This is a genomic window from Streptomyces poriticola, from assembly GCF_036689765.1.
In the GTDB taxonomy this organism is placed as follows: Bacteria; Actinomycetota; Actinomycetes; order Streptomycetales; family Streptomycetaceae; genus Streptomyces; species Streptomyces poriticola.
In genome coordinates, this window is the sequence record NZ_JBAGKH010000041.1 from 16,065 (window position 1) to 42,236 (window position 26,172).

At 71.8% G+C, this 26,172-nt stretch carries 21 protein-coding genes and 2 pseudogenes; 19 read left to right on the forward strand and 4 right to left on the reverse strand.

From position 1 onward, the window contains the following. Positions 1 to 31 precede the first annotated feature (31 nt). The 13 genes from V5O46_RS29260 (at position 32) to V5O46_RS29320 (ending at position 15,090) form a co-directional block, all read left to right on the forward strand. Positions 32 to 1,198: a zinc-binding alcohol dehydrogenase family protein gene (locus V5O46_RS29260; RefSeq protein WP_332887740.1), complete on the forward strand. Its 1,167-nt coding sequence runs from the start codon at positions 32 to 34 to the stop codon at positions 1,196 to 1,198. Between the two features lie 4 nt (positions 1,199 to 1,202). After that, positions 1,203 to 5,747, forward strand: a complete 4,545-nt coding sequence (locus tag V5O46_RS29265) for an SDR family NAD(P)-dependent oxidoreductase (RefSeq protein WP_332887741.1) — start codon at positions 1,203 to 1,205, stop codon at positions 5,745 to 5,747. Then, complete coding sequence (locus tag V5O46_RS29270) at positions 5,740 to 7,017, forward strand: ACP S-malonyltransferase (protein ID WP_332887742.1); 1,278 nt, start codon at positions 5,740 to 5,742, stop codon at positions 7,015 to 7,017. The genes V5O46_RS29265 and V5O46_RS29270 overlap by 8 nt, the downstream gene beginning before the upstream one ends. Continuing rightward, a complete protein-coding gene (locus tag V5O46_RS29275) occupies positions 7,014 to 7,733 on the forward strand; it encodes an SDR family NAD(P)-dependent oxidoreductase (protein WP_332887743.1) in 720 nt (239 codons plus the stop codon). Before V5O46_RS29270 ends, V5O46_RS29275 begins: the two co-directional genes overlap by 4 nt. A gap of 52 nt (positions 7,734 to 7,785) precedes the next feature. Next, positions 7,786 to 8,808, forward strand: coding sequence for a 3-oxoacyl-ACP synthase III family protein (locus V5O46_RS29280; protein ID WP_332887744.1), 1,023 nt, complete (start codon positions 7,786 to 7,788; stop codon positions 8,806 to 8,808). A 67-nt stretch (positions 8,809 to 8,875) separates the two neighbouring features. Further along, positions 8,876 to 9,130 (forward strand): acyl carrier protein, encoded by a 255-nt coding sequence (locus V5O46_RS29285; protein WP_332887745.1) that lies wholly within the window; start codon positions 8,876 to 8,878, stop codon positions 9,128 to 9,130. Positions 9,131 to 9,151: 21 nt separating this feature from the next. Continuing rightward, the gene (asnB, locus tag V5O46_RS29290) at positions 9,152 to 11,002 is read left to right on the forward strand and encodes an asparagine synthase (glutamine-hydrolyzing) (RefSeq protein ID WP_332887746.1); all 1,851 of its coding nucleotides are present in this window, start codon (positions 9,152 to 9,154) and stop codon (positions 11,000 to 11,002) included. Positions 11,003 to 11,152: 150 nt separating this feature from the next. Beyond that, entirely contained in the window at positions 11,153 to 11,932 is a 780-nt protein-coding gene (locus tag V5O46_RS29295; RefSeq protein ID WP_332887747.1) for a thioesterase II family protein, read from the forward strand. Between the two features lie 4 nt (positions 11,933 to 11,936). Further along, a complete protein-coding gene (gene ccrA / locus V5O46_RS29300; RefSeq protein WP_332887748.1) occupies positions 11,937 to 13,298 on the forward strand; it encodes a crotonyl-CoA carboxylase/reductase in 1,362 nt (453 codons plus the stop codon). 71 nt (positions 13,299 to 13,369) lie between these two features. Further along, positions 13,370 to 13,612 carry an MbtH family protein gene (locus tag V5O46_RS29305; protein ID WP_332887749.1) on the forward strand — a complete coding sequence of 81 codons (243 nt, stop codon included), beginning with the start codon at positions 13,370 to 13,372 and terminating at the stop codon, positions 13,610 to 13,612. A 31-nt stretch (positions 13,613 to 13,643) separates the two neighbouring features. Then, positions 13,644 to 14,096: a DNA-binding protein gene (locus V5O46_RS29310; RefSeq protein ID WP_332887750.1), complete on the forward strand. Its 453-nt coding sequence runs from the start codon at positions 13,644 to 13,646 to the stop codon at positions 14,094 to 14,096. A gap of 119 nt (positions 14,097 to 14,215) precedes the next feature. Beyond that, positions 14,216 to 14,479, forward strand: a complete 264-nt coding sequence (locus tag V5O46_RS29315) for a DUF6444 domain-containing protein (protein ID WP_332887751.1) — start codon at positions 14,216 to 14,218, stop codon at positions 14,477 to 14,479. Next, the gene (locus V5O46_RS29320; RefSeq protein WP_332887752.1) at positions 14,476 to 15,090 is read left to right on the forward strand and encodes an IS66 family transposase; all 615 of its coding nucleotides are present in this window, start codon (positions 14,476 to 14,478) and stop codon (positions 15,088 to 15,090) included. Before V5O46_RS29315 ends, V5O46_RS29320 begins: the two co-directional genes overlap by 4 nt. A gap of 20 nt (positions 15,091 to 15,110) precedes the next feature. Here V5O46_RS29320 and V5O46_RS29325 read toward each other — a convergent pair. Continuing rightward, positions 15,111 to 15,347 (reverse strand): annotated as a pseudogene (locus V5O46_RS29325) (hypothetical protein); the annotation flags it as partial. Between the two features lie 222 nt (positions 15,348 to 15,569). On the opposite strand from V5O46_RS29325, the gene V5O46_RS29330 reads away from it, so the two are divergent. The 4 genes from V5O46_RS29330 (at position 15,570) to V5O46_RS29345 (ending at position 21,796) form a co-directional block, all read left to right on the forward strand. Next, entirely contained in the window at positions 15,570 to 17,090 is a 1,521-nt protein-coding gene (locus tag V5O46_RS29330) for a ricin-type beta-trefoil lectin domain protein (RefSeq protein WP_332887753.1), read from the forward strand. Between the two features lie 550 nt (positions 17,091 to 17,640). Then, positions 17,641 to 19,686, forward strand: a complete 2,046-nt coding sequence (locus V5O46_RS29335) for a right-handed parallel beta-helix repeat-containing protein (RefSeq protein WP_332887754.1) — start codon at positions 17,641 to 17,643, stop codon at positions 19,684 to 19,686. Beyond that, on the forward strand, positions 19,683 to 20,507 hold the full coding sequence (locus tag V5O46_RS29340; protein ID WP_332887755.1) for a cupredoxin domain-containing protein: 825 nt from the start codon (positions 19,683 to 19,685) through the stop codon (positions 20,505 to 20,507). The genes V5O46_RS29335 and V5O46_RS29340 overlap by 4 nt, the downstream gene beginning before the upstream one ends. A gap of 5 nt (positions 20,508 to 20,512) precedes the next feature. After that, the gene (locus tag V5O46_RS29345) at positions 20,513 to 21,796 is read left to right on the forward strand and encodes a hypothetical protein (RefSeq protein WP_332887756.1); all 1,284 of its coding nucleotides are present in this window, start codon (positions 20,513 to 20,515) and stop codon (positions 21,794 to 21,796) included. 271 nt (positions 21,797 to 22,067) lie between these two features. Here V5O46_RS29345 and V5O46_RS29350 read toward each other — a convergent pair whose 3' ends face one another. Together V5O46_RS29350 and V5O46_RS32035 are read right to left on the reverse strand one after the other, a co-directional pair. Further along, positions 22,068 to 22,574 (reverse strand): hypothetical protein, encoded by a 507-nt coding sequence (locus tag V5O46_RS29350; protein ID WP_332887757.1) that lies wholly within the window; start codon positions 22,572 to 22,574, stop codon positions 22,068 to 22,070. Positions 22,575 to 22,639: 65 nt separating this feature from the next. Beyond that, positions 22,640 to 22,843: pseudogene (locus tag V5O46_RS32035) on the reverse strand (transposase); the annotation flags it as partial. 357 nt (positions 22,844 to 23,200) lie between these two features. Here V5O46_RS32035 and V5O46_RS29355 point away from each other — a divergent pair. Then, positions 23,201 to 24,823 (forward strand): ricin-type beta-trefoil lectin domain protein, encoded by a 1,623-nt coding sequence (locus V5O46_RS29355; protein WP_332887758.1) that lies wholly within the window; start codon positions 23,201 to 23,203, stop codon positions 24,821 to 24,823. Positions 24,824 to 25,221: 398 nt separating this feature from the next. Beyond that, positions 25,222 to 25,389, forward strand: coding sequence for a hypothetical protein (locus V5O46_RS29360; RefSeq protein ID WP_332887759.1), 168 nt, complete (start codon positions 25,222 to 25,224; stop codon positions 25,387 to 25,389). A 33-nt stretch (positions 25,390 to 25,422) separates the two neighbouring features. Here V5O46_RS29360 and V5O46_RS29365 read toward each other — a convergent pair whose 3' ends face one another. Continuing rightward, positions 25,423 to 25,923, reverse strand: coding sequence for a peptidylprolyl isomerase (locus V5O46_RS29365; protein ID WP_332887760.1), 501 nt, complete (start codon positions 25,921 to 25,923; stop codon positions 25,423 to 25,425). Positions 25,924 to 26,172 lie beyond the last annotated feature (249 nt).

A 26,172-nucleotide genomic window follows, 5' to 3' on the forward strand; every position in this document is an offset into this window, starting at 1 on the left:
CCGCCGCACGCACGCACACAAGGGGGAACTGATGGAGAACGTTCAGGCCTGGGTTCTGCCCGCTGGTCCGGAGGACAGGTCCGGCGGCTCGGTGCGCGGCGAGCTGACCCTCACCCGCATCCCGGTCGCCTCCCCGGGCGAACACGAGGTACTGGTCGAGTCCCTCGTCGGCTGCTGGGAGGCCAACATGGAGCACGCCCTCGCGCGCAGCCCCGTCGACATCGTCCGGCAGCGCGGCGAGGAGCAGATCGTCATCGGCACCTGCGGCGTCGTCCGCGTGCTCAGCACCGGTTCGGCCGTGCGCGGACTGCGCGAGGGCCAGGAATGCCTGTGGATCCCGTTCGGCCAGGTCGACCGCAACGGCTACGCGGAGACCATCTGCGCCTACGACGCGCCGGGTTCGCCCGGTCTGCTGGCCGAGCGCATGGTCGTCCCCGCCGACCGGCTCGTGCCGCTGCCGGCCGACGGACGCTACCCGCTGGAGCGCTGGGCGCCGTTCGCCCGGTACTTCACCGCATGGGACAACTGGCGGGTCACCAGCCGGTGCTGGCGCAGCCAGGTCGACGACGCCTGGGACGAGCAGCCGCTCGTCCTCGGCTGGGGCGGCGGGGTCGTCTTCGCCGAACTCGAACTGGCCCGCCGCGAGGGCTTCCGCACGGCGATGGTGTCCGGCCGCGAGAGCCGGCTGAAGGAGATCGCCGCGTCCGGCGCGACCGCCGTCGACCGCCGTGAGTTCCCCGACCTGGACTACCTCCGGGCCAAGGAGTCCACCGACCCCGACGCCATGGACCGCTACCGCGCCTCCGAGGCCCGGTTCCTGGAGATCGTCGGCGAACTCTCCGGCGGCCACGGTGCCTCGGTCTTCCTGGACAACCTCGGCGGCGGCCTGCACCGGGCCACCATGAAGAGCCTCGCCCGCGAGGGCGTGGTGTCCACCGTCGGCTGGAAGACCGGCATGCGGCTGTGGAACCTGCGCGCCACCGAGTGCATCAGCCGCCACATCCACGTCCACACCCACGCCTGGCGCCTCCAGGACGCCCCCCGCATCCGCGACGTCATGCAGGAGACCGGCTGGCTGCCCGACATCGCCGACGACCCGGTGACCCCGTTCGCCCGCGTCCCCGAACTGGCCGACGTCTACCGCCGGGACGACCTCGACACCTACTTCCCGCTGTTCTCCGGCGCCGGGAGGGGCTGACCCGATGAGCCCGCGTTCCTACGACGTGGCGGTCGTCGGCATGGCCTGCGCGTTCCCCGGTGCACCGGACCTCGACCGGTACTGGGCCAACGTGGTGGCCGGTGTCGACTCCGTCACCGAAGTACCCCCGGACCGCTGGCCGGCCGACCGCCACTGGGGCGGCGCCGACGCGGCCCCCGGCGAGCAGTCGCCGTCGAAGTGGGGCGGTTTCCTGCCGCCCCTGCCCTTCGACGCCCTCGCCCACGGCGTCCCGCCCAACTCCCTCGGCGGCATCGAGACCGCCCAGCTGCTCGCCCTGCACACCGCCGACCGGGCACTGGCCGACGCCGGGTACCGCGAGCGGCCGTTCGACCGGGAGACCACCTCGGTGATCTTCGCCGCGGAGGCGGGGGCCGACCTCGCCTCCGCGTACGCGGCGCGCTCGATGCTCGGTCAGCACCTGGAGTCGGTGCCGGAGGAGCTGGACGCCCGGCTGCCCCGGCTGACCGAGGACTCCTTCCCCGGCACCCTCGCCAACGTCATCGCCGGCCGGGTCGCCAACCGGCTCGACCTCGGCGGCCCCACCTACACCGTCGACGCCGCCTGCGCGTCCTCGCTGGCCGCGCTCGACCAGGCCTGCAAGGAACTCCTCGCCGGAACCAGCGACATGGTGCTGTGCGGCGCCGTCGACACCCACAACGGGCTCCACGACCACCTGCTGTTCGGCTCCGTGCGGGCACTCTCGCCCACCGGCCGCTGCCGTGCCTTCGACGCCTCCGCCGACGGCATCGTCCTCGCCGAGGGCGTCGCCTGCCTCGTGCTGAAGCGGCTCGCGGACGCCGAACGGGACGGCGACCGCGTCTACGCCGTGATCAAGGCGGTCGGCGCAGGCAGCGACGGACGCGGCCTCGGCCTGACCGCGCCCCGCCCCGAGGGCCAGCGGCGCGCCCTGGAACGGGCCTACGCCCTCGCGGGCCTGTCCCCCCGCGAGGTCGGCCTCGTCGAGGCGCACGGCACCGGCACGGTGCTCGGCGATCGCACCGAACTGGAGACGCTCACCGAGGTGTTCCGCACCGCCGGTGCCGGTGCCGGTGCCGGTCCCGGAGCGTGCTCGCTCGGCTCGGTGAAGTCCCTCATCGGCCACGCCAAGTGCGCGGCCGGCATGGCGGGACTGATCAAGGCCGTACTCGCCGTGCACACCGGTGTCCGGCCGCCCACCCGCCTCACCGAGCCCAACGCGGCCTGGGACCCGGCGACCAGCCCGTTCGCCTTCGACACCACGGCCCGCCCCTGGGCCGAGCCCCGACGCGTCGCAGGAGTCAGCGCATTCGGCTTCGGCGGGGTCAACTACCACGCCGTCGTGGCCGCCCCCGCCCCGGACCCGTCGCACGAGACCGCCCCGAGGTCCGCCGGACTGCTCCTGTTCCGCGGTACCGAGGACGAGGTCCGCACCGCCCTGCGGGACCTGGCCGGCCGGCTGGCCGACGGCACCGTACGGCCGTACGCCCTCACCGGCGTCACCGGCACCGGCCCGGCCCGGGTCGCCCTCGTCACCGAGGGCACCGCCACGCTGGGAGAACAGCTCGACCTGGCCCTGCGCCTGGAGGACCGCCCCGAACGCGGCGTCCACGTGGGAGACGGCACCCGGCAGCCCGTCGCGCTGCTCTTCCCGGGCCAGGGCAGCCAGCGGCCCGGCATGCTGGCCGACCTCTTCGTCGCCTTCCCGCGCCTGCACCGGTTCCTGCGCGCCGAACCGGCACTGACCGGCGCCGTCTTCCCGCCCGCCACCTTCGGCGGCACACCCCCGCGCCTGGTCGACACCCGGCTCGCCCAGCCCGCCCTCGGCCTCGGGGCACTCGCCGCCCTGGACCTCCTGCGGGCCTGCGGCGTCGAACCCGACATGACCGCCGGCCACAGCTACGGCGAACTGCCCGCCCTCGCCGCCGCCGGCGCCCTCCCCGAGACGGCCGTACTGCCGCTCAGCGGCGCCCGGGCCGAGGCCATGCACATCGCGGCGGGCCAGGACCCCGGCGCGATGGCCGCGGTTGCCGCGCCCGCCGGCACGGTCGCCGAACTGCTCGCCCGGCACGGCCTGGCGGACGACGTCACGCCGGCCAACTACAACGCGCCCGGCCAGGTGGTGCTCGCCGGCTCCGCCGCCGGGATCGACGCCGCCGTCGCCGTACTCCGGGAGGCCGGGCACACCGCCAAGCGGCTACCGGTCGCGGCGGCCTTCCACAGCCCGCGGATGGCCCCGGCCGTCGACGCCTTCGCCGGCGCACTGGCCGGCCACGACCTCCGCGTGCCCCGGCTGCCGGTCTGGTCGGGCGCCACCGCCCGGCCGTATCCGACGGACCCCGAGGCGATACGCACCCAGCTCGCCGGCGCACTCGCCCGCCCGGTGCGGTTCGCCGAGCAGATCGAGGACATGTACGCGGCCGGCGTCCGCGTCTTCGTGGAGGCGGGCCCGGGCACGGTTCTGACCCGCCTGGCCGGCGAGGTGCTCGCCGGCCGCCCGCACACCGCCCTGTCCGTGGAGGCCCCGGGCCGCCCGGGCCTCGCCCATCTGCTCGGCACCCTCGCCGCGCTCGCCGTACGCGGCACACCCGTACGGCTGGACGAGCTGACCGGCGCCCGGGACGAGCCGGTGTCCGCGCCCCCCGGATGGACCGTCGACGGCCACCTGGTCCGCACCGCGGACGGCACGCCCGTCCCCGGCGGACTCCAGCCGGCCGGACCGCCCGTGACCCTCACTGGCGGCGGCGTGTCCGACAGCCGGGACGAGACCGTCATCGAGTTCCTGCGCGGCACCCAGCGGATCGTGGCCGCACAGCAGGAGGTCGTGCTCCGCTACCTCGGCACGGAACCCCCGGCCCCGGAGCCGCCCGCCGAGCACGACCCAGCGGAATCCGCCGGGACCGCTGCGCCCACCGTCCTGGACCTGGTCGCCGCACGCACCGGCTACCCGCCGGCCATGCTCGACCCGGACCTGGACCTGGAAGCCGCCCTCGGCGTCGACTCGCTCAAGCGCACGGAGATCGCCTCCGCCCTGGTCCGCGGCACCCCGGCCGCGGACGCCGTGGGCGAACTCGCCGACCTGCGCACCATCCGGGCGATGACCGACTGGCTCGCCACCCGCACCGGCCCCGACGGCGCCGACCGCCAGGCGGCCGTGCCGGAGCCCGAAGCCATGCCCGCCGGCGCCTCGGGCACCGTGCGCCACGTCGTCGAACCCGTGCCCGAGGAACGGCCCGCCGGTCCGCCGCCGACCCTCACCCGGGCCGCCGTCAGCGGCGGCGGTGAGGTCGGTGACGTGCTGGCCACGCTGCTCAAGGAGCGCGGCACCGAGGTCGTCAGCGACCCCGCCGGCTGCGACGCCCGCCTGCTGCTCGACGCCCTCGACGGCGGCGACGGCATCCTGCCCGGCCGGTTCGCCGACATACAGGCGGCCGTCCTGGGCGGTGTACGCACCGTGCTGCTGGCCACCTGCCACGACGCGGGACCCGCCGGCAGCGGAGTGCACGGCCTCGCCCGCGCCCTCTCCCGCGAGCACCCCGGCCTCGCGGTGGTCGCCGTCGACCTGCCCGCCGGACAGCCGGCCGAGGAAGCGGCGCGCACCCTGCTCGCCGAACTCGGCGGCAGCCAGCCGTCCGTGACCCACACCGACGGCCGCCGGGCCGTCTGGCGCACCCGGCCGGCCCCGCTGCCCGCCGCCGACGTCACCGCCGGCGACCTCGGCCTGGACCGCGACTCCGTGGTGCTCCTCACCGGCGGCGCGCGCGGCATCACCGCACGCGTCGCCCGCGCCCTGGCCACCCTCACCGGCTGCCACATCGAACTCGTCGGCCGCAGCGAACCCGTCACCGGGCCGGTCCTCACCGACGCCGACCTGCGGACCCGCCTGATCGCCGAGGGCGGGCGCGACCCGGCCGGCATCGAACGCGCGGTCCGTGCCCACGCCGCCGGCCAGCAGGTCCGGCAGTGCCTGGACGACCTCGCCGGCCGGGCCGCCTCCGTGCGCTACCACCGCGCCGACGTACGCGACCCCGAGCGGCTGGGTGCCGTCCTGGACGACGTGTACGCCCGGCACGGCCGGCTGGACACCGTCGTCCACGCGGCCGGCCAGGTCCGCGACCGGCTGCTGCGGGACAAGACCCCCGACGAGTTCGCCGAGGTGTACGACACGAAGGTCGCGGGCGCCCGGGCGCTGGCCGCCCGGCTGCGGCCGGGCCTGCGCCACCTGGTGCTCTTCGGCAGCATCGCCGGCGTGACCGGCAACCGCGGCCAGACCGACTACGCCGCCGCCAACGACGCTCTGGACACCCTGGCCCGGCAGTGGTCCGGCCGGGTCGCCGACCGGGTCCTCGCCCTGGACTGGGGCCCCTGGGCGGCCGACGCGGGCGGCATGGTGACCGCCGAGCTGGAACGGGCGTACGCCCGCAACGGCATCGGCCTGATCGACCCGGACGACGGCGTACGGGCCTTCCTGCGCGAACTGGCCTTCGGCAGCGACCCGCAGGTGCTGCTCACCGTCGGGGACCCCGCCGGGTTCGGGAGCGCCCTTGACTGACATCCTCCTCGCCGCCGCGGTCGGCCCCGGGGCCCTGGGCACCGCCCTGCGCTCGGGCCGGCGCGGCGGCACCGGACCCTGCCGGGTCGCCGTGCTCGACCCCACGGCCGAGCGGATCGCACAGGCCCTCGCCCTGATCGACCGGGGCGAACCGTGGCACGGCGGCAACGACATCTGGTTCGCGCCCCGGCCCGGGCCGGTCGGCCGCACCGTCTTCCTCTTCCCCGGGCTCGACGCCCGTACCGGCCCGCCCCCCGACGACGTCCTGCGCTGGCTGGGTCGCCCCGCCGGACCGGCGACCGGCGCCGCCACCCTCGCCGAGCGCACCCACGCCACCCTGCGGCTCAACCGGGTGCTCCACGCGGCGCTGCTGCGGGCGGGGATCGTCCCGGACGCCATGGCGGGGCACAGCGCGGGGGAGTGGAGCGCCCTGTTCGCGGCGGGACTCTTCCCCGAGACGGCGTTCGACGAGTTCGCCCGGACCATGGGCGCCGCCCCGGTCCCCGACGTGGTCTTCGCCGCCGTCGGCCTGCCCGCCGAGGCGGCGGCCCGGCTCGCCGAGGGAGAGCCGCGGGTCGTGCTGTCCCACGACAACGGGCCCGACCAGAGCGTGCTGTGCGGCGACGAGGACGCCGTCACACGCTGCCTGGCCCGGATCGCCGACCCCGAGGTGCCGCGCAGGGTGCTGCCGTTCCGGTCGGGGTTCCACTCGCCGATGCTCACCCCGTACCTGCCGGGTTTCTCGGCCGTGTTCGACCGGGTGCCGCTCGCCCGCCCCGCCGTCCCCGTCTGGTCCGCGACCACCGTCGCCCCCTACCCGGACGACGAGACCGAACTGCGCGCCCTGCTCGACCGGCACCTGGTGGAGCCCGTCCGGTTCCGTGCCGTGATCGAGCGGCTGTACGAGCAGGGCGCCCGCGCCTTCGTGCAGGCCGGCTGCGGCAGCCTCACCCGCTTCGTCGCGGCCACCCTCGCCGGCCGGCCCCACCTCACGGTCAGCGCGGGCTCGCCGACCCGGCTCCAACTCGACCAGCTGCGCTGGGCCGCCGCCGCACTATGGGCGGAGGGCCACACCCCGGACCTGGCCGCCCTCGGCCTCACCGGGCCCGCGGCGGACCCGGTGCCGAGCCCCCGCGCCGTGACCGGCGCCCACCCGAGAACGGGCGCGTACCCGGAGCCCCACCCGGTGGCCGACGCCTACGAGGCCGCCGTCGCCGCGGTGAGCGCCTCCGTGGAGACCGTCTACCGGACCTGGAAGGAGCGGACATGAGCAGCCGGCGACACGCGGTCGTGACCGGATCGTCCAGCGGCATCGGCGCGGCCGTCGCCGCCCGGCTGGCCCGGGCGGGCTGGGCGGTCACCGGCTGGGACCGGAAACCCGGCGACACCACCGGCCTCGCCGACTGGCGCGAGGTGGACGTCTCCGACACCGAGTCCGTCCAGGCCGCCGCCCGCGAGGTGACCGGGACCGACCTCCTCGTCAACAGCGCGGGCGTCGGCGCCATCGCCCCGTCGGCGGAGCTGAAGCCGCGCACCTGGGAACGGGTCGTCGGCGTCAACCTCAGCGGCACGTTCTACTGCGCCCAGGCACTGTTCCCCGCCCTGTCCGCGCGCCGCGGACTGGTGGTGAACCTCGCCTCCGTCATGGCACACCGGGCCGTCCCCGGCCGCGCCGCCTACTGCGCGTCCAAGGCCGGCGTGGTCATGCTCACCGAGGCGCTCGGCGTCGAATGGGCGGAGCACGGCGTCCGCGTGGTGGCCGTCAGCCCCGCCTACGTCCGCACCCCCCTGGTCGCGGAGGGCTTCGCCAACGGCAACCTGGACGAGTCGGCCATCGCCGCCCGCACCCCGCTGGGCCGGCTCGCCGAGCCCGAGGAGATCGCCGACCTCGTCCTGTCCCTCACCGGCGACGAGTTCGCCTATCTCACCGCCACCACCCTGCGCCTCGACGGCGGCTGGACCGCCGACGGCGTGTTCCCCCGCTGAACTGGCCCGGACCCCGCTGAACAGGCCCACGGACAAGGAGAACCCAGACCCGATGCCCGTCACGGACTTCGGCGTCCTCGCGCTCGCCCACGCCCTCGGCGATCCGCGCGACCTCGCCGCAACCGCAGCCGACCACGTCGACGACCCCGACCGCGTCCTGCTCTGGGGCTACCGCGGCTACCACCGCGCCCCGGAGGGCACCACCTCCACCGCGCTCGCCGCCCGCGCCGCCGAGAAGGCCCTCGCCAAGGCGGGAGTCGACCCCCGCGACCTCGACCTCGTCGTGGTCGCCGACAGCAGCGTCCCCGAGTACCTGCTGTGGGACACCTCCGCCGTCGTCGCCCGCGCGATCGGCGCCGGCACGGCACCGACCCTGCTGCTCACCCAGGGCTGCGCGTCCGGAGTCACCGCCTTCCAGCAGATCGCCGGCACCTTCGCGACCCGCCCCGACGCCGAGACGGTCCTGCTGGTCGCCGTCAACCAGGTCAGCGAGGCACACACCAACCGCATGCGCTTCAACACCCTGCTCGGCAGCGACGGCGCCGCGGCGGCCGTGCTGCGCCGCGGCCACGACCGGCTCCGCTGGCTGGCCACCGAGCAGCTCACCGACCCCACGTACGCCGACTTCTACCGGGTCGAGTACGGTGGCGCCGTCGCCCCGCACGCCCCCGAGGGCACCGGTAACCTGGACGTCGACCCGCTGTCCCTGGTGTACCGGCACTTCCGCCGGGAGCCCGAGCACCTGGCGAAGTTCGTCCGCACCCTCAACAGCCGCGTCCGCACCGTGTTCGAGGACGCGTGCGACGGGGCCGGGGCCGACCCCGGCCAGGTGAAGCGGTTCCTGTTCCTCAACGACAACCAGGACTCCCTCGCCGACGTCGCCAAGGCCGTCGGCGTGCCCCTGGACCGCACCAACGCCGAACTGGCCAAGGACCTCGGCCACTGCGGCGGCGCCGACCAGCTGATCTGCCTGGACACCCTGCTCGAACGCGGCGAGCTCGCCGAGGGCGACCTGGTCGCGCTCGCGGGTCTGTCCATCGGCATGCACTGGTACTGCACCCTGCTCACCGTCTGACCCGGCACCCCCACCGAGCCCTCACCGACAACCCGCAGCACCGAGAGAAACAGAGAGAGGAACGACCATGGCTGAGCTGACCATCCAGGACCTGATCGACATCTTCAACCGCAGCATCGGCGACCAGGACCCGGTCGAGCCCGAGGGCGACCCTTCGGACGTCACGTTCGCCGCCCTCGGCTTCGACTCGCTCACCACGCTGAACGCCGTACGCCGGATCGAGCGCAAGCACGGCGTCGAACTCGGCGAGAGCGTGATCAGCGAGGCCCGTACGCCGCGCCAGCTGCTCGACCGCGTCAACGCCGCGCTCGCCGCGGCCTGAAGCACGAAAAGAGACAACGACATGTGCGGAATCACCGGATGGGTGGCCCACGGCGACGACCTCGCGCGGCACCGGTCCGTCGTCCAGGCGATGACCGACACCATGATCTGCCGCGGCCCGGACGCCGAGGGCGTCTGGATCGAGGGACCCGTCGCGCTCGGCCACCGCCGACTGTCCATCATCGACCCGGCGGGCGGCGCCCAGCCCATGGTCGCGACACGCGACGGCCGGACCCTGGCGGCCCTGACCTTCTGCGGAGAGATATACAACTTCCGGGAGCTGCGTGCCGAACTGGCCGCCCTCGGGCACCCGTTCCGCACCGACAGCGACACCGAGGTCGTCCTCAACGCCTACCTCCAGTGGGGCGCCGACTTCACCGCCCGGCTCAACGGCATGTTCGCCATCGGCCTGTGGGACGCGACCACCCGCGAACTGCTGCTCGTCCGCGACCCGATCGGGGTCAAGCCGCTCTACTACGCCCGCACGTCCGACGGCGTCGTGTTCGGCTCGGAACCGAAGGCCGTCCTGGCCCACCGCGGCGTGCCGCGCCGCGTCGACGCCCAGGGCCTCGCCGAGATCCTGGACATGGTCCGCACCCCGGAGGTCACGCCGTTCACCGACCTGTCCGAGGTCCGCCCCGGACAGGTGGTGCGGGTGACCGAGGGCGGCCTGACCCGGACCCGGTACTGGCAGCTCACCGCTCGCGAGCACACCGACGACCTGGACACCACGATCGCCACCGTCCGGGAGCTGCTGGAGGACATCGTCTCCCGCCAGCTCATCGCGGACGTCCCGGTCGCCACCCTGCTCTCCGGCGGCCTCGACTCCTCGGCCATCACCGCGCTGGCCCAGCGCGCGCTGACCGCCGAGGGACGCGGCCCGGTCCGCTCGTACTCCGTGGACTTCCAGGGCGCGGCCGACGGGTTCGAGCCGGACGCGGTCCGCGGCACGGCCGACGCGCCGTACGTGCGGGACTGCGCCGCCCATGTGGGCTCCGACCACAGCGAGGTCCTGCTCGACAGCACCGAGCTTGCCGACCCGGCGGTCCGGGCGGCGATCCTGGGCGCCACCGACCTCCCGCCGGCGTACTGGGGCGACCTGTGGCCGTCGCTCTACCTGCTGTGCCGCGAGATCCGCAAGCGGGCGACCGTGGTGCTGTCCGGCGAGTCCGCCGACGAGCTGTTCGGCGGCTACCGCTGGTACCAGCGCCCCGAGGCGGTCGACGCGCCGACCTTCCCCTGGCTCACCCCCGGCTCGGCGCGCATCTTCGGCGGCAGATCGCTGATCGACCAGGGCCTGCTGGAGAAGCTGGACCTGGAGGGCTACCGCCGGGACCGCTACGCCGAGGCCCTCGCCGAAGTGCCCGTGCTCGCCGGGGAGTCGGCGGTCGACCGGCGCATGCGCGAGGTCACCTACCTCAACATCACCCGGTTCATGCAGGCCGTGCTGGACCGCAAGGACCGCATGAGCATGGCCGTCGGCCTGGAGGTCCGGGTGCCGTTCTGCGACCACCGCCTGATGGACTACGTGTTCAACGTGCCGTGGGCGATGAAGTCGTTCGACGGCCGGGAGAAGAGCCTGCTGCGCGCCGCGGTCCGCGATGTGCTGCCGAACTCGGTACTGGAGCGCACCAAGACCCCGTTCCCCGCCACCCAGGACATCCGGTACGAGCAGGCGCTGCGCACCGAGTTGCGCAAGGTGCTGGCAGATCCGGACTCACCGGTGCTGCCGCTGCTCAACACCGCACGGGTCAACCGCGTCCTCGGCCGTGAGCTGGACGACGTCAGCCTGCCGCACGACCGCGGCGGCATCGAGATGGCGCTGTGGCTCAACCGGTGGCTCGTCTCCTACGAGGTCACCGTGACCGTCTGAGCCCCTGGAAGCGCCGTTCGCACGGGCCGGGCGTCGCTCCGCCCCGACGCACGTTCCGCATCACATCGCCCGCCGAAGCACCTCCCGGCGTCAACCACCTTCCGCACAAGTCCATTTCGCACACAGCATGTTCCAGCAAGGGGGATCTTCATGCACGACCGGTCCAGCGCAGAGCACCAGTTGTGGCTGCGCAGTTTCCACCAGCCGACGCCGGGCGCGCCGCGGCTGCTCTGCCTGCCGCACGCAGGGGGCTCGGCGAGCTTCTACTTCCCGGTCTCCAAGGCGCTGTCGCCTGCGGTGGACGTGCTGGCGGTGCAGTACCCCGGCCGCCAGGACCGCCGGCAGGAGTCCCCGGCAGGCTCCATCCAGGAACTCGCAGAGGGGGTGTTCCGCGCGTTGGTCGACCGGGAGGACACGCCCCTGGCCCTGTTCGGCCACAGCATGGGCGCCATGGTCGGCTTCGAGCTGGCCCGGCTCCTGGAGGCTGCCGGGCGGCCACCCGCGGTGCTCTTCGTCTCTGGCCGCCGGGGCCCGTCCATCCAGCGGACGGAAACCGTCCACAAGGGAGACGACGAGCGGCTGATCGCGGAGGTCACCAAGCTCGACGGCACCGACGCGGCCCTGCTCCAGGACGAGGAGGTACTGCGGATGATCCTGCCCGCGCTGCGGGCCGACTACCGTGCGGTGGAGACCTACCAGCGCACCCCCGGCCCCCGGCTGAGTTGCCCCTTCGTCGTGATGACGGGCGACGCCGACCCCCGGGTCACCCCAGACGAGGCCCGGACCTGGGCAGAGGAGACGGACGGAGCCTTCGAACTCCAGGTGTACCCCGGCGCACACTTCTACCTGGTGGCGCAGCAGCAGGCCGTGCTGGCCCGGATCGAGGCCACGATACGGCGGCTCGGTTCCACCTCCGGAGCGGTGGCCTGAGCCTGTGAACGAGATTCTCAGCGCCATCCTGTCGGCCGAGGCGACCGCCGCGGACTTCGCGGCCCTGCCGCTCCCCGAGTCCTACCGCGCCATCACCGTGCACAAGGACGAGACGGAGATGTTCACCGGTGTCGACCCGGCCGGCAAGGACCCGCGCAAGTCACTGCATCTGGACGAGGTGCCGGTGCCCGAACTGGGCCCGGGCGAAGCCCTGGTGGCGGTGATGGCCTCCTCGGTCAACTACAACTCCGTGTGGTCTTCCCTCTTCGAGCCGCTGCCGACCTTCGCTTTCCTGGAGCGCTACGGCCGGCGCGGCAAACTGGCGAAGCGGCACGACCTGCCGTACCACGTGATCGGCTCCGACCTGGCCGGCGTGGTGCTGCGGACCGGCCCCGGGGTGCAGGTGTGGAAGCCCGGTGACGAGGTCGTGGCGCACTGTCTGAGCGTGGAGCTGGAGTCGAGCGACGGCCACGACGACACCATGATGGACCCCGAGCAGCGCATCTGGGGCTTCGAGACCAACTTCGGCGGTCTGGCGGAGCTCGCATTGGTGAGGTCCAACCAACTGATGCCGAAGCCCCGGCACTTGACCTGGGAGGAGGCTGCCGCGCCAGGACTCGTCAACTCCACGGCCTACCGACAGCTGGTGTCGCGCAACGGTGCGCAGATGAAGCAGGGCGACAACGTGCTGATCTGGGGCGCGAGCGGCGGCCTGGGTTCGTACGCCACACAGCTGGCACTGGCAGGCGGTGCCATCCCGGTCTGTGTGGTGTCGACGCCGCAGAAGGCGGCGATCTGCCGCTCCATGGGTGCTGAGGCGATCATCGACCGTGATGCCGAGGGCTACCGGTTCTGGCGAGACGAGAACACCCAGGACCCCCCGGAATGGAAGCGTTTCGGCAAGCGCATCCGAGAGCTGACCGGAGGTGAGGACGTGGACATCGTCTTTGAGCATCCGGGCCGCGAGACCTTCGGCGCGTCCGTGTTCGTTGCGCGGAAGGGCGGCACGATCGTCACTTGCGCCTCCACCTCGGGCTATGAACATCAGTACGACAATCGATATTTGTGGATGTCGTTGAAGCGGATCATCGGTTCCCACTTCGCGAACTACCGTGAGGCCTGGGAGGCCAACCGGCTCGTCGCGAAGGGCAGGATCCACCCCACGCTCTCGAAGGTCTATCCCTTGGAGGAGACCGGACAGGCCGCCTTCGACGTGTACGGCAACGTGCACCACGGCAAGGTGGGGGTCCTGTGCCTGGCGCCCACGGAAGGCCTGGGCGTGCGGGACGAGGAGATGCGCGCCAGGCACGTCGGAGCCTTCAACCGCTTTCGGTCGCCCGCGGTGCCGCAGGCAGGGGCGGTCTGAGGGCACGACGCGCAAGAGACCGCACACGATGGCCACTTCCGCAACAGAGCCCCTTGGAAAGGTAGGACGTCATGAGCAACCCGTTCGACAAGGAAGACGGCAGCTTCTTCGTGGTGGTGAACGTGGAGGGGCAGCACTCCCTCTGGCCGGCCTTCGCCGAGATCCCTGCGGGCTGGTCGATTGTCCACGGCGAGACCGACAGGGCGGCCTGCTTGGAGTACGTCGCCGCTCACTGGACCGACATGAGGCCTCGTTCGTTGGCCGATGCCGCGCCGACCTCAGATGGGAATATCAGTTCGAAAACAGTCCGTTGACAACAAGATGTTTACATGTCAGGGTTGCTGTATGTCATCGATTCCGCCGCAATCAGCCGATGCCTTCACCGCCCCGAGCGCGCACGAAGCCAGAGTGCAGCGTGCGTACACCTCTCTTTTCCGCATCGCCGAACGGCATGCGGTCACCGACGGACAGCGTCGTCGGCAGACCCAGTCTCACATGATCAGCCCGTATGAGGCGGTCAGGCTTGTGTCGTTCCTGCTCAGTGGGGCGGCGCAGCTCGAGGGAGAGGAACCGGAGGTGGATCGCGCGGACATCACGGCCGCGTTGAGTCTTCTCCCGCTCGCTCGTGCCGAGATGGACGAAGTGGAGGTCGGAATTCTCAAGATGGCGCATGGCCGTGGGATGACTTGGTCGGAGATCGCGTTCGGTCTCGGCCTCGAAACCTCGCAGGCGGCGAGGCAGCGCTATGAGCGCCTGGCCAGTCGTACGAAGGCCGACGTCGAGAAGGCCGACGAATAGAGCTCGGCATCGGCATGGCGGCGGCGGCCGACCGCCGCCGCCATGGTAGCTGTCAAGGACTGCTCGGGAGCTGCGGTGATCTGGTGTGGCTCGGTCGGGTGGTCCGGTAGGTTGATCTTGTGTCCTCCGCCCAGTCGCCGCCCTCGTACGAGGAACTGGCCGCTCCGGTGATGGAGTTGAAGCTGCTGGTGTCCGCTCAGGCGGAGGCGATCGCTCAGCAGACGGAGCGGATCGCGGAGTTGGAGCGGCAGGTCGCGGCGGACTCGCACAACTCTTCCAAGCCGCCGTCCTGTGATGGGCTGCGCAAGCCCTCCGGGCGCAGGCCGGGCCGGGCCAAGGGGGATCCGGCGGGCGGCTGCAGCAGGTCGCCGTCCCGGATGTGAGCGTCGATCATCATCCCGCCGAGTGCGGCGGCTGCGGGGCCGGACTCGGGGGTGGGCCGAGTGCGGGTTATCGGGCCCGGCAGGTCTTCGATCTGCCCGAGATCCGCTCTGAGGTGACCGAGCACCGGCTGCGCCGGAGGGTCTGCGGCTGCGGACGCACCACGACCGCGACGGCTCCCGGGCAGGTCGGCGCGGCCACCGTGTATGGGGCCGGGGTACGGGCGGCGGTCTGCTACCTGTCGGCCTACCAGCACTTGCCGGCCAAGCGCCTGGCCGAGTCGATGGACGCCCTGTTCGGTCTGCCCCTCTCCACCGGCACCGTCCTGTCCGTCCTGGACCGCGCGCACGAGGGCCTCGCAGGTGTCGAGACACAGGTCACGGACCGTCTGGCCGCTGCCGCGGTGGCGCACGCTGACGAGTCCGGAGTGCGGGTGGCGGGCCGTCTGCATTGGCTGCCCGTGATGTGTACCCACCTGTTCTTCTACCACCCCCTTCCACTGTGGGACACCCCCTCCGTGAGCCCCGCAGGACGGGGACGCAGACGTGTGAAGTGTGCTGGACCGCCGACCACGGTGATGAGCAGGCCGTTGCGGGTGCCGAAGTACCGGTAGGGCAGACCTGTGCTGATTCCGGCGCGGGCGGCGACGGCGGCGACCTCCAGGGTGCCGTTCTCCGCGAGTTCCTCGGCGGCGGCCTGCCGCAGCAGCTCCCGTGAGGCGGCACCTCTCGGCCATGTGGGTCGGGTCACCCCGGCACCTTGAGCTGAGCTCAACTCACTCCACAAGGCCCGGCGGGGACACGGGTGTTGATACTTGCCCGCTCCGGCCCGGACGGCGACCTGCCGGAGGCCGTGGCGGCCGGACACCACGACGGAAGGGTGGCCGGGGCAGGGCGGCCGGTTGCCGGCGGCGGCCGTCGGATCCGGAAGGCCCGACAGCGCAACGCGCTGCCGTCCCTTCGGGGTCTGCGGAACGCAACAGCGGAGGGTGTGGGAATCGACCCGGCCTTCTTTGTCCTGTTCTCGGTGTTCCCAGCCGTTTCAGCCACCCGTAAGTAACCAGGGGTAACCCCCAACTTTCAGGAGGCGGGCATGTACCGCAGAAGACACAGGCTCAGACACGCACTCGCGGTCGTCGCCGCGTCGGTGACCGTTCTCGGCGGCTTGGCGGGCACGGCGTCGGCCGACGGGGCCGGTACCCCGGCACCCGTCTCGACGCCGTTACCGGCGGAGCTGGAGCGCATCCGGGCGGCGGAGGCGACATCGCTGTACGGGAACCCTGCCGAGCGTCCCTTCGACGACCGGCTGACCTCGGTCGCCTCGCTGGGCGACAGCGAGATATCCGGCGAGGGCATCGGCACCTACGAGCGGGGTACCGACGGGCCCGACAACTGGTGCCACCGCTCCCCCGACGCGGCGATCCACCGCACCCGTATCGGCACGGACAGAAGCTACAACCTCGCCTGCTCCGGGGCCCGGACGGGCCACATCGTCATCGGCGGCACCAAGCAGCACGCCGACGAGCTCGTCCAGAGCGACCATCTTGCCATCAAGGCACGGAACACCACCGTGAAGATGGTGCTCCTGGTCGTCGGGGCCAACGACGACCTGCGTTTCGGCTCCGTCATGACCGACTGCGTCAAGCGCTGGCTGCTCTTCAAGGGGCCCTGCGAACCCACCTACGGTCCCGGCTGGCAGGCGCGGGTCGACGCACTGACGCCCAAGGTCGAGAGGGCCGCACGGGACCTGCGGACCGTGATGCGCGGGGCCGGGTACGCGGACACCGACTACCAGCTGGTCGTCATGGGCTACCCCAGCCCCATCGGCCCGGACGTCTACGACAACCCCGGCTTCAGGGGGAAGCTGTGGGGCGGATGCACCGGCCACGACTCGGACGCGGCCTGGGGCCGCAACACGGCCGTACCCGCCTTCGAGCGCGGAATACGCGAGGCAGCGCGCCGCGCCGGTGCGGTCTACCTCGACAATTCCCGCCTCTTCCACGGGCACGAGGTGTGCATGGACAACGCCTGGGCGCGAGGGCTGACCATCGACCTTCTCAACCCCTTCCCGCCCGATGCCAACTCCCTGCGCCAGTCCTTCCACCCGAACGGCCGCGGCCACGGCGCCTTCGCGGCATGCCTGACCCAGCTGCACGCCGTCGACTGGCGCGAGGCGAGCTGCGCAGACCCGGCAAGCACGGGCAAGCCGGTGCTCTACGAAGGCGCGTGGGACGACATGCTCCGCCCTCTGCGCAACGAGGCGACCGGCGGCTGCATCGACGTGTACCGCTCGAAGACCGCGAACGGCTCGCACATCGCCGGCTGGGACTGCCACGGCGGCCGCAACCAGGCATGGTGGTACGACCCCGGGCGAGGCATGGTGCACAGCGCCCTCACACACGACCGTTGCCTGGACATGCCCCGCAGCGACTACACCGCCGGCGCGTCCCCGCACCTGTGGAACTGCCACGGGCAGGAGAACCAGCGCTTCGCCCTCGTCGAGGGGACCATCCGGCCGAAGGCGGCGACGCGCATGTGCCTGACGCTCACCGCTCCCCGGGGCGAGCTGCACCTGCGCGCCTGCGACGGCTCTGCGCAGCAGCGCTTCGCCTGAACCGACCCGCCCCACCGGCGCGGTCGCCGGGGCGGCGAACGGCGCACGGGCAGGGCGACGGCGGGGCGGATCCCGACGGCGGCCGGGTGCCGGACTTCGGGCGGTACTCGAGCTCGAACAGCCGTCCAACAGGGCCAGCACCCACAAGGACCGGCGAAGCGGTCGCAGCCGGGGTCCCGACGAGCAGGCCGTGGACCCGCTCGGGCCGGCGCTCCCGAAGCTGTGCGGCCGGTGCGGTCGGGCATCCGCTGCCGGACCTCGTCGCCCCGGCCTGGGCGGGCGGCCCCGGGAGGATGGCGCGGCCGTCGCGCGCCCCTCGACGCTCGCGCGTGGACGGCCGCCCCGCCGCCGTGGTGGCGGGGTACGTGCAGGGATCACCGCCACGAGCACCCCGGGTCCGACGCAATCTCGCGCCCGCTGCCCGCCCGTCACCGCAGGACGTGCCGGCAGGGCGGGTGGCACGGCCGCCTCGCCCCGCCGCGCCGACTCCTTCGACCACAGGACGCCTTCCCTATACACGGAACGTGCTCTACCTTTGCACGCCATGCGAATGACGTGGACACGTCGAATGCTGATGGGACTCTGCATGACAGGCGCGGTTCTCCTGGGCGCGTCGCCGGGTGTTCAGGCCCACGAGGAGCGTGAAGTCGCCTTCCCCGACGGATCGGGCAGCGTACCCGTCTACCGCGGGGGTGAGCCGGACCTGCTGGTCTGCAAGACCGGAAGGACGGACTTCGAGCAGCGCATCGCCCGGTTCCCGGCCGCGCTGCGGGAGCGCAACCTGCGGCTGTACGAGCGGTGCGAGCGTGACGGCTTCCGGCACCTGCAGCAGGCGGTGGATGCGGCCGACCGGCCGGGAACGAACATCGCCGTCCTGCCCGGGCGCTACGAGGAGGAGCCCTCGCAGCCGGAGCCGACGGGCAGGTGTGCCCGGCTCAAGGCTCCCAGGGCGGCGTTGGGTTACCAGGTGCTGTCCTACGCGCAACAGAAGCAGTGCCCCCACAATCAGAATCTCGTTGCCGTTCTCGGGAAGCAGGACCTGCAGATCGAGGGCACCGGGGCGGACCCGCGCGACGTCGTCGTGGACGCCGGCTACCGCAAGCTCAACGCGATCCGCGCGGACGGCTCCGACGGCATCTACTTCCGAAATTTCACCGCCCAGCGCACCACCTTCAACTCGCTGTACATACTGGGAGTCGACGGCTTCGTCATCGACACCGTGCTCACCCGCTGGAACGACGAATACGGTTTCCTCACCTTCGCCAGCGACCACGGCCTGTACCGCAACTGCGAGTCGTACGGGAACGGCGACTCGGGGATCTACCCGGGCAGCGCCTCGGACATCAACGCCGGGCGCGGCTACGACGTACCGCGCTACTCGATCGAGATCACCGGCTGCCGCAGCCACCACAACCTGCTCGGCTACTCGGGGACCGCCGGCGACTCGGTCTGGGCCCATGACAACGAGTTCGACAACAACATGGCCGGCGCCTCGATGGACAGTGCGTTTCCCGGTCACCCGGGCCTGCCGCAGAACCACGCCAGGTTCGAACGCAACCTCATCCACGACAACAACCAGGACTACTACCGGTATGTGAAGGACGGCACGTGCGACCGGCCGCCCGCCGAGCGGGGCTACGAGCAGGGCGTCGTCTGCCCCCAGACGTCGGTGCCGCCCGGCACCGGAGTCCTGGTGGCGGGAGGGAACTGGAATGTCTTCGAGGGCAACTGGGTCTACGGACACCGGCGGACCGCGTTCCACCTCAACGCGGTCCCCGCGTTCGTCCGCGGCGACGAAGCCTGGTCGCGGCAGGCCGACACCTCGCACCACAACCGCTTCCACGACAACCGCCTCGGCACGACGAAGGACGGCAGGGCCCGCCCCAATGCAACCGATGTCTGGTGGGACGGCCAGGGGCGGGGCAACTGCTGGCAGAAGGTCCGAGGCAGCAGCCCGCGCACCCTTCCGCGGTGCGGCGACAGGGCGGGGGCGGTGTCCGGCGGTTCGCACCGCATCGTGGGTGAACCGGTGAAGGTCGCCCAGCTGATGGTGTGCTCCGAGTACAGCGTCAGGGAACGGCGGCTGCCCGTGGGCTGCGACTGGTACGGAGCCCGCGGGATCGAACGCATCGAGGTGCAGCTCGCTCTCGGCATCGCCGTCGTGCTCGCGGCGGTCGGTGGACTGCTGTGGTGGCGCAGACTGCGCCACCACCGCTGGGTCACCGCGGTGACCGCGCTCGGCGCGGCCGGTCTGGCCCTGGACGTCGCCGGGGAGACAGCCACACTTGCCCCGACGGTGGTACCGCCGCTCGCCCTGCTGCTGCTCGGGACCTGGTGGGCCGTCACCGGACTCGCGCTGCGGGGCACGCGTCGCCTCTTCGGCTGGACGACCGTGATGCTCGGCCTGCTGACCCTGCTGGACGCCTTCGACCAGGCGGTGCTCATGATCCCGTGGACACCGCTCGGCCCGGCGTGGCCGCGCGGCCTGCTGGGGCTGGTCTGGGTCGTCTGGGCGGTGGTGGCCGCGGCCCGGCCGGCAGGCGCCGGATCCTCCTCCGGGGCGGCCGCTGGCCGGACCGCCCGGGTGATGCCGTGAGCGGGCGGCGACTGGCGCACACGCTCCGGACGGCCGGTATCTTTGGCACCCTCGTCCTCGCCGCCGGTCTCTGCGCCGGCTGCACGGAGCGCCCCGACACCCACCACAGGCCCGGAACGAACCACGACACGGTCCCCGGCCCGGCAGGCACGCTGCTGCCCACCGAGGGCAGAAGCCGTCACGAGCGGCTCCGGCAGGTGCCCGCCAAGGACGCTCCCGCCGTCACCGTGACCGTCCGGGCCGATACGCACGACGGATGGAACATCCGGCTCGACGTCCGACGGTTCCGTTTCAGCCCGGACAGCGTGGGCGGGGCGGCGGTCCTGGGCAGCGGCCACGCTCGTCTGCTGCTGGACGGCGCAGAGGTCGCACGGGTGTACGGCGACCGGCACCATCTGCCCTCGGCCGACGTACCCGCCGGCTCGCAGATGCTCACCGTCAGGCTGCACGCCGACGACCACACCGTGTGGTCTCTGGACGGCAAACCGGTCCAGGACAGCGTGCCCCTGTCCAGTACCGCCCCACCGCCCTTGGGGCCGGACCAGGAACAGAAGCCTTCCGGCAGGACGGTCGACATCACCGTCGCAGGAGGCGTCGTCAGCCCGAAACCCGGACGCATCGAGCTGAGGAAGGGCGAACGGCTCACCCTCCGCGTCACCAGCGACACCGACGACGAACTGCACGTCCACGGAGTGGACCGCTCGGCCGTGCTCACGGCCGGCCGCACCGTCACCCTTCAGGTGCTCCTGGACCGGTCGGGCCTGTACGAGGTGGAGACGCACCGGTCCGGCCTCGTACTGACGCAGCTCGCCGTCCGGTGATCGCCGTGACCCCGCTCGCCCACGGCGTCGGCGCCCGCCACGACCTGCCGGTCTCCGCCTTCCACGCATACGCCGGAGCGTTCGCCGCGCTGCTCGTCTCCTTCCTCGCCCTGGGACTGCTCTGGCCGGCCCCCCGCTTCCGGGGCGACCGCGCCGGCCGCCCCCTGCCGGTCCCGGTGCAGCGTGCGGCACAAGCGCGCGTCGTGCGCGGCGCGGCGCGGGGACTCGGGCTCGCCGCTGCCGCCGTGGTGCTGCTTCATCTGCTGCTGGGCCCGAACGACGCCGACCGCAACCCGGCACCCGCAGTGGTCTACGTCCTGTTCTGGGTGGGTCTCGTACCCGCGTCACTGCTGTTCGGCCCGGTGTGGCGGCTGCTGAACCCGCTGCGCACGCTGCATGCTCTCGGCTGCCGGACGGCGCGCCGTGATCCGCGCAGGGGAAGCAGACAGCTGCCCCGGCAGCTCGGGTACTGGCCTGCGGCGGCCGGGCTGCTGGCCTTCACGTGGCTGGAGCTGGCCTCCCCCCACCCCGCCTCGAGAACGGCTCTGCTCCTCTTCCTGGTGACCTACGCGGCCGTACAGCTGGCAGGGGCGGCGGTCTTCGGCAGCCACTGGTTCGACCGGTGCGACGCGTTCGACGTCTACTCCGCACTCCTCGCCCGGCTGGCTCCGCTGGCGCGCAGGGCCGACGGGCAGCTCGTCCTGCGCAGTCCTCTGCAGGGCCTCGACGGCACTCCCCGCGCCCCCGGGCTCGTGGCCGTCATGTGTGTGCTGCTCGGCAGCACCGCTTATGACGGTATGTCGGACGCGCCTGCGTGGATCGCCGTGCTGCAGACCTCGCCTGCGGGCCCCACCACGACAGCTCTCCTAGGGCTGTTGGGGACCGTGGCCGCCATCGCCGCTCTCTACGGTGTTTGCGCGGGTGCGGTCCGCCTCACCGCCGGTCCGGTGCCCCAGCCGCTCACCGCTTTCGCCCACTCCCTGCTGCCGATCGCCGTGGGCTATCTCATCGCCCACTACTTCTCGCTGTTCACCACGGAGGGCCCGCGTGCGGTCATGACGGCGGCGGGTCACGGCCCGGTGGCCGCACGGGACGGACCTCTCGGCCCCGACGGCCTTGCCACGCTGCAGGTCACCGCTGTCGTCACGGGGCACGTCCTCGGTGTCGTGGCTGCGCACGACCGGTCGGTACGGCTCTTCCCCCCGGACCGGGCCGTGGCCGGCCAGATCCCCCTGCTGGCCGCAATGATGGGCTACACCCTCGGCGGGATCGGGCTGCTCGTCGCATGAGGCCGCGTCTGGCTGAAGGTCCGCCGGCCTTCCTGAGCGACGCGCCCCGAAGGTCCGCGAGCGGACCGACCGGATCGGCCCGGAGCAGGTGAGCAACCGGTCCGGTCCGGTTGCACCGCCGGTGCACGCATCGCCTCACCGCTCGTGCGCCGGCGGGCAGCCCCAGGCTCGGCAAGCCCCGCCCATCTGGACGCGCGCCGATGACCCCGAACGGTCCGAGGCCCTGGTAGCAACCACTCAACGCACTCTGCACCGGCTGGGACCAGGGGCTTCACCAGCGCTTCGAGCGCGTCTCCTGGCCACCATCGCACTCGAGCATCGCGGAACCCGAGACCTTTGGGCCGACGAGGCGGCGGGGGAAGCCGAACAAATCGCCCGAGACCTCCACGACCCCAACGTGGTGGTACTCGCGCTCAACGCCCGTTTCGTGCAGTCCTTCCAGCACCCCGGGCGTACCGGCGAACGCGACGCCATCGCCGGCGAGCTCATGGAGCTCTCCGCGCGCCACGATCTCCCGCTGTTCGAGATTCTCGGCCGTCTGACGCCAACGGACCCCGACCTGGACTGGGGTCCCTACCGTCCTGGGGTCCATCCCCTCCTCGACCTCGCCCGCGGCAAAGACGTCGTTGACAGTGGCCGCGGTGGTGATGACCTCGAGCGGGGTGCCGCGGCCGTCGCAGATCGGATGGTGTTTGCTGCCCGTCTTCCGCCGGTCGACCGGCGACGGACCGGTGTCGGCTCCCCTCTTTCGCGTGGACGCGGGAGCCCGTCCACGCACGCACGGGACCAGTCGAGCTCGCCGGCAGCGTTCAGTTCGGAAAGCAGTATGCGGTGCAGCTGGTCGAAGGCCCCGGCCTGCTGCCACCGCTCCAGGCGCCGCCAGCAGGTCTGCCCGGAGCCGAACCCGAGCTCCAGGGGTAGGAGTTGCCAGGCTATGTCGTGGTGGAGGACGTACAGGATGCCCTGCACGCACAGCCGGTCCGCCACCGGTCGCGGCCCGGCGACTTCTCGGGCCAAGGCGGCAGAAGCGGCTCGATCAGCATCCACAAGTCGTCATGCACGATCCACGGCCGAGCACGCACACCCTCCCGAACGGTCGAATCGTCACATCGGTCACGCCCAACCAGGACACCTCAACAAGATCGTGGTACGAGCTCATATTGAGCATCCCCTCTTCCAGCACGGTGCGGGCGCCCGTGTGAAGCTGAACAGTGCGCATGCCGGAGCCGTATGAAGGGTGTGCCCTCTGTATGAGATCACCCTCCGGCCGGGTGCAGGCCTGGCCGTGCCAGGACGTTCTCGTGCCATGTGAGCTCTTGCCCACCCGGCGTGGGAGATTCGAGGAAGCGAGGCCCTGTGGTGACGCATTCGGACACGGCAGACGGACCCACTCCCCAGGAAAGGGTGGATCACGGCCTTCTCCCCGAGACCGACCTCGTCGAGTGCCTTCGCTCCGGCACCGAGGCCGAGGGGCCGGCCATCCGAGAGCTGCAGCGCAGACATCTGCCCGCCGTCGCGGCCTACGCGCAGTTGCACACCGCCGGCGATCCGGCTGGCCGACGGCTCGCCGGCGAGGCGTTCTCCCGGGCGATGAAGGAGGTCCGGGAAGGGGTCGACCCGTCAGGGACCTGGCGTCACCACGCGCTGACACACGTCCGCGAAGCCGCGCTCGCCTGGGCCGCTGACGACCGGCGGAGCCAGCTGCAGCCCGATTTCCTGGCCTGGGCGCAGACGGTGCACGTCACCGGCGGGTCCGAACCGCCCAACGCCATGGCCAGCGCCTTCTACCAGCTGCCGGAACGGCTGCGGTCCGCCCTGTGGTACGCCGTCGTCGACGACGAGCCGCACTCCGAAGTCGCCACACACCTGGGCACGACCTCAGACGCCGTCCCCGATCTCGCGGCCAAAGCCCAGGTCGCGATGCGGGATGCCTATGTGCAGGAGCACCTGTCGCTCCGCGGCACAGCAGAATGCCACGGCTTCAAGCGCATCATCGAGGCCGCCGCTCAGGAGCGGGGCGGCATCCCGCACCCGGATCTGGCCGCGCATCTGGCCCACTGCACCAACTGCACGGGCCTGCTGTCCAGGCTTACGAGAATGTCCGCAGGTCCACGGCTCCTACTGGCCGAGGGACTGCTGCTGTGGGGCGGCGCCGCCTACACCGAACGCGTCCCGATGCGCACCACTGCTGAGACCACGTCGTCCGGGCAGGGCACCGTCCTCGGCACGGACAGCCAGAAGACCCCGCTCGACGTGCCGACAGCACTGGTCGAGGTCCTGAAGAGTCCCAGCCGTCCCCGACCCGCCCATCGATCCGTGCCGGAACGCCGGACCGTCAAGGCCGTCGGCGGCATCGCCGCGATCGTCGCCGTGGCCACGGGGGCCGCGGTAGCGGCTCCCGACGTCCTGCCCGAGAGCTGGGGCCTCAGCGGTCTCGCGGGCCCCGAGCCCAGCCGGTCGGCCGACCCGAACCCGTCCACCACCCCCTCGCGCTCCCACGACACAGCGCCGTCGGGCGGACCGACTCCGGATCCGGAAGGGGAGCCTCCCTCGCCGGTTCCCCTCGGCAAGCCCTCCCGGATCGTCCATGCGGCCACCGGGCTGTGCCTGGACGTGGAGAACCAGGTGGTGGACAAACGTGTCAACGCCGTCGCCGCTCCGTGCGGTTCGGGCACCACCCAGCGATGGAAGTTCGACACCGACGGACACCTGCACAACGAGGCCGACCCCGGATTCTGCCTCAAGGTCGACGGAGACACCACGGACGTGGGGATCCGGCCCTGCACGAGCGACGACCCGGAGAAGCGATCACGGATGACCTTCGTCATCGGTGAGAACGGGGAGATCCACTCCAAGCCACGCCCCGGCCGGGTCATCGTCCCCGTGGGCGACTACACCGACGAAGTCCGTCTCCTGGAGCTCAAGGAGAGCTCCACGGTGGGTGACAAACGCTGGGTCGCCGGTCCGGTCACGGCCACAGGAACCGCACAGCTGCCGTCGGCGAATGTCTCCAGATCGAGCGGGTAACGTTCTGCTACCCGGACAACTCGACCGATACTCGGCGTTCGGTGCCCCGAGCTTGTCTGCCCTGATCGACTTGGTCGAGGCCGACGCGCTGGACGCCTTGGACGATCACGTGGAGGCCCAGATCCATTGGCCGGTCAGGCCCGATCGTTACCGGAAGGCGCTGGACATGGATCCCAACTATCACGGGATCGTCGTAGCGTGGACACGAGTGCTCGTGCATGCACGGCAACACAGGGCCTGAGGCAGTCGCTTGTCGCAGGCCGCCCAGGACGGCCCCGCCGACGCCCCCAGGCCCTGCTCGGCGACAAGGGCTACGACTCCGACCCCAACCGCCACGAACTGCGCAAGCGCCGGATCCTGCCGGTGATCTCCCGCAGGGGTGCCCCGAACATCGAGGGGTGGGGCCGGGCAAGCTCCGCTACGTCGTCGAGCAGACCTTCGCCCTCCTCCACCGGTTCAAGCGCCTCGCCGTCCGCCGGGAACGGCGGACCGAACTCCACGACGCCTTCGTCTCGCCGGCCTGCAGCCTCATCTGCTGGCGACGGCTCAAGAAGCATCGATCATGATCGTGTTACGAGCTCCGCTACCTGTCGTATCCGTCAGCCGAGAATCCTGGCGGATTCGATCACTACAGGCTCCGTGGGCACGTCCTGGTGGCCGCGGAGGGTGCCCGTCTTGACCTGCTTGATGGAGTCGACGACATCGTGGCCCGCAGTGACCTGGCCGAACGCGGTGTATCCCCAGCCTTTCGGGGTCGCTGCCGTGAAGTCGAGGAAGCCGTTGTCCGAAACGCTGATGAAGAACTGGGCTGTCGCGGAGTGGGGATCGCTCGTCCGCGCCATCGCCACTGTGTAGGCGGTGTTCTTCAGCCCGTCAGAGGCCTCGTTCTCGATCGGTGCCAGGGTGGGCTTCTGGGTCATGTCCGGGGTGAAGCCACCTCCCTGGATCATGAAACCGTCGATCACCCGGTGAAAAATCGTGCCGTCGTAGTGTCCGTTGCGTACGTACGTCAGGAAATTCTCAACAGTCTTGGGCGTTTTGGTATCGGCGAGTTCTAGGACAATGCGGCCGAGATTGGTGTTCAGCTCAACTATGGACATGGGTTTCCCTTTCCCGGTGCGGCTCAGCCGCAGTTGCGGTCCGGCCGTGGCGGCTGCTCTCTGGAGTGCTTGAGGATCACAACTATCAGAACTCCGGGCAAGGTTGTACATCCGGCCAGGCGGCGTGTCGGCGCCCAGCTTAGCTCACGGGCGGCATCGCTGGTCGGGCGGGCCTGTCAAACGAGCGGTGTATCCAGGGTGGTTGGGGTTACTGACGGGCCTGCGGGGAGCCGGCCATCGAAGGTGATG

Bases quoted from the DNA above. Each gene is read 5' to 3' on its own strand.
- V5O46_RS29365 (WP_332887760.1), bottom strand. From the start codon at position 25,923: ATGTCCATAGTTGAGCTGAACACCAATCTCGGCCGCATTGTCCTAGAA.
- V5O46_RS29285 (WP_332887745.1), top strand. From the start codon at position 8,876: ATGGCTGAGCTGACCATCCAGGACCTGATCGACATCTTCAACCGCAGC.
- asnB (WP_332887746.1), top strand. From the start codon at position 9,152: ATGTGCGGAATCACCGGATGGGTGGCCCACGGCGACGACCTCGCGCGG.
- V5O46_RS29305 (WP_332887749.1), top strand. From the start codon at position 13,370: ATGAGCAACCCGTTCGACAAGGAAGACGGCAGCTTCTTCGTGGTGGTG.
- V5O46_RS29280 (WP_332887744.1), top strand. From the start codon at position 7,786: ATGCCCGTCACGGACTTCGGCGTCCTCGCGCTCGCCCACGCCCTCGGC.
- V5O46_RS29335 (WP_332887754.1), top strand. From the start codon at position 17,641: ATGACGTGGACACGTCGAATGCTGATGGGACTCTGCATGACAGGCGCG.
- V5O46_RS29265 (WP_332887741.1), top strand. From the start codon at position 1,203: ATGAGCCCGCGTTCCTACGACGTGGCGGTCGTCGGCATGGCCTGCGCG.
- V5O46_RS29295 (WP_332887747.1), top strand. From the start codon at position 11,153: ATGCACGACCGGTCCAGCGCAGAGCACCAGTTGTGGCTGCGCAGTTTC.
- V5O46_RS29260 (WP_332887740.1), top strand. From the start codon at position 32: ATGGAGAACGTTCAGGCCTGGGTTCTGCCCGCTGGTCCGGAGGACAGG.
- V5O46_RS29310 (WP_332887750.1), top strand. From the start codon at position 13,644: ATGTCATCGATTCCGCCGCAATCAGCCGATGCCTTCACCGCCCCGAGC.
- V5O46_RS29330 (WP_332887753.1), top strand. From the start codon at position 15,570: ATGTACCGCAGAAGACACAGGCTCAGACACGCACTCGCGGTCGTCGCC.
- V5O46_RS29275 (WP_332887743.1), top strand. From the start codon at position 7,014: ATGAGCAGCCGGCGACACGCGGTCGTGACCGGATCGTCCAGCGGCATC.